Below are 2,937 nucleotides of genomic sequence, written 5' to 3' on the forward strand. Positions count from 1 at the left end.
ATTTAATGAAAATTCATTTTTATCTCCTGATAATTTATCAACTTTTTTCATTTTTGATATATCTATTTTTCTATAATCCCTAGTGAGCAAAGTTATTTTATCCTTGTTTTTTTCAAAATCCCAAATTGAACTATTGCTTTCAATGCCCTCATAGCAGAAAAAATTAAAGGTATCATTTCCTTGTCCACCGGTTACATTATGAGTTCCTGTGCCTAAATATATTTCATCATCACCTTCTCCCCCTTGAATGATATTTCTGCCTGGAAGCCCTCTATCCATTGATGCTACACAGATCCGATCATTACCCTTACCACCATTCAACATATTAGCACCATAATAATCAATAAGCATATCATCTCCATCATCACCATAGAGCACATCATTTCCCATTTCTCCGTATATAACATCGTTTCCAGAGCCACCATAAAATAAATCATTGCCATCACCGCCATAGAATAAATCATTGCCATCACCACCTATGAGATTATTATCAAAAGGATTTCCTATGAGAGTGTCATCACCTTTACCACCAATCGCATTTTCAATAATAGTGTTATAGGCAATAGAGATATTACTCCGTAATCCTCCAATATCTGAAAAACAGCCTTCATTGAGATTAATGACTTGATTAACGGTATATAGGGAAAAGTCTAATGTATCAATTCCACCCGAATCCCAAATACAGCTCACTAATTTATCTTCTATGTTATTTAAAGAGTAAGCGGCGCGTCCCGTATTGGAATGAAAACCATAGGTATTATTTTCAAGACGTGTGGTCATATTTTCGCCATAGAGATATTGTAATAATAATATATCTACTAGCATAAAGGTCATGGGATAAAGGCCACCAAAATCTGCATCTTTAATATCAGGACACTTATAGCTCATAACTGAGTATTTAATTGAATCTAATACTTTATGCTTTTCATTTAGTATGTATTCCCAAATATGGAATAGCCCTAGAGAATGACCTAATTCATGTATAAAAGTATGATATACAAATGAGCCGATTTTATGTTTATTTTGTTGGTATTCTTTGCGTAACTCATTATTACCCCTTGCTATTGTAATAGTTTTATCATTATTAATATAATATATATCATAGATATCTGCCTCATTTTCTATATATTCATCAATATTATCTTGTTTAATTGTTTTATAATATTCGCGTGAAGAAAAATCAATAAATATAGTACCAGGTTTATCATGTTCTTCATCTGGTTTTATCTCTTTTATAGGTGTACCTTCCTCGTTAGGATGACTAGCACTGCCTTTTCGATAACCTGAAATGAATTTTGTACCAGATATATTAACAAATTGATTATAATAACCAAACTTTAAATCAGCATTGCTATATGGTGATATTTTTTTAAAAAATATAGGTAATATATCTGAGGCATGTTTTAATATTTCTTCGATAACTTCTTGTTGATGGGGGAATATTGTTTCTTGAGTGGAATAAATATAGATAGGTATATTATCTAGTATAGTATAAATATCATTTGCTATTTTTTTTATTCCTTCTTCTAATTCTTTTATTCTTTTTTTTGAAGCCTCACTATCTTTATCTTCAATGGTGTTTAATTCTTGTTTTTTTTGTTCTCTAATATTTACTAACCTATAATATTCATATATATCTTTTAGCGTTTTTTTTCTCATGTTTTCTGTTAATGGGTTTTTATTTTTTATAATTTCTCGGTATGTGTTATGATCTGGAAATGTATAAGTTATTGTTGTTATTTCATTTGGTGATTTTTTTGGCCAACCTATCATAGTTCCTGTTGTGATGATCCCTTTAGGTAAATAGAAATTAGTCGTTTCTTTAACATTTTTTACTATAGTCATATAAATTCCTTTCTTATTTAATAATAAATTATTTGCATTAATTATTATAAAATAAACTTATTCTATAATTAGCTAATTATTGTATTTTTGTTGTTTTATTACTTTTTGAAAAAACACATATCAGTATTTTTTATATTATTAGTTGGTTGTTATATTTATAGAAATAAAGTTTATAGAAACACACTATTTATTAGTGTGTTTTTAGTTGGTTATCGTTATTATGCTGGATTATTATTAATATAATAATTAATGATAATTTATAGAGAAATAGTTTAAAATTTTAACAAATCATATGGTGAGATTTATTTATACTGCAAAGAGTTCATCATGGTTAAATATACCGACAATCTCTATATGTACAATGGACTTATCATCGTTAGAAGATGTTGAAATGTCTATGATGGTTTTGTTGGCTGGTTTGTTATGATTTAATGAAAATTCATTTTTATCTCCTGATAATTTATCAACTTTTTTCATTTTTGATATATCTATTTTTCTATAATCCCTAGTGAGCAAAGTTATTTTATCCTTGTTTTTTTCAAAATCCCAAATTGAACTATTGCTTTCAATGCCCTCATAGCAGAAAAAATTAAAGGTATCATTTCCTTGTCCACCGGTTACATTATGAGTTCCTGTGCCTAAATATATTTCATCATCACCTTCTCCCCCTTGAATGATATTTCTGCCTGGAAGCCCTCTATCCATTGATGCTACACAGATCCGATCATTACCCTTACCACCATTCAACATATTAGCACCATAATAATCAATAAGCATATCATCTCCATCATCACCATAGAGCACATCATTTCCCATTTCTCCGTATATAACATCGTTTCCAGAGCCACCATAAAATAAATCATTGCCATCACCGCCATAGAATAAATCATTGCCATCACCACCTATGAGATTATTATCAAAAGGATTTCCTATGAGAGTGTCATCACCTTTACCACCAATCGCATTTTCAATAATAGTGTTATAGGCAATAGAGATATTACTCCGTAATCCTCCAATATCTGAAAAACAGCCTTCATTGAGATTAATGACTTGATTAACGGTATATAGGGAAAAGTCTAATGTATCAATTCC

2 protein-coding genes are annotated in these 2,937 nt (G+C 29.7%); both read right to left on the reverse strand.

From position 1 onward, the window contains the following. Nucleotides 1-1,845, reverse strand: a 1,845-nt coding sequence (locus tag AACV00_RS07175; protein WP_161680232.1) for a M10 family metallopeptidase C-terminal domain-containing protein, incomplete at its 3' end; no start/stop codon positions are given. A 306-nt stretch (nucleotides 1,846-2,151) separates the two neighbouring features. Then, nucleotides 2,152-2,937 (reverse strand): calcium-binding protein (locus tag AACV00_RS07180; protein WP_202608915.1); only part of this gene is annotated, 786 nt, incomplete at its 5' end.

The organism is Proteus sp. G3927 (genome assembly GCF_963894685.1).
Taxonomy (GTDB): domain Bacteria; phylum Pseudomonadota; class Gammaproteobacteria; order Enterobacterales; family Enterobacteriaceae; genus Proteus; species Proteus mirabilis.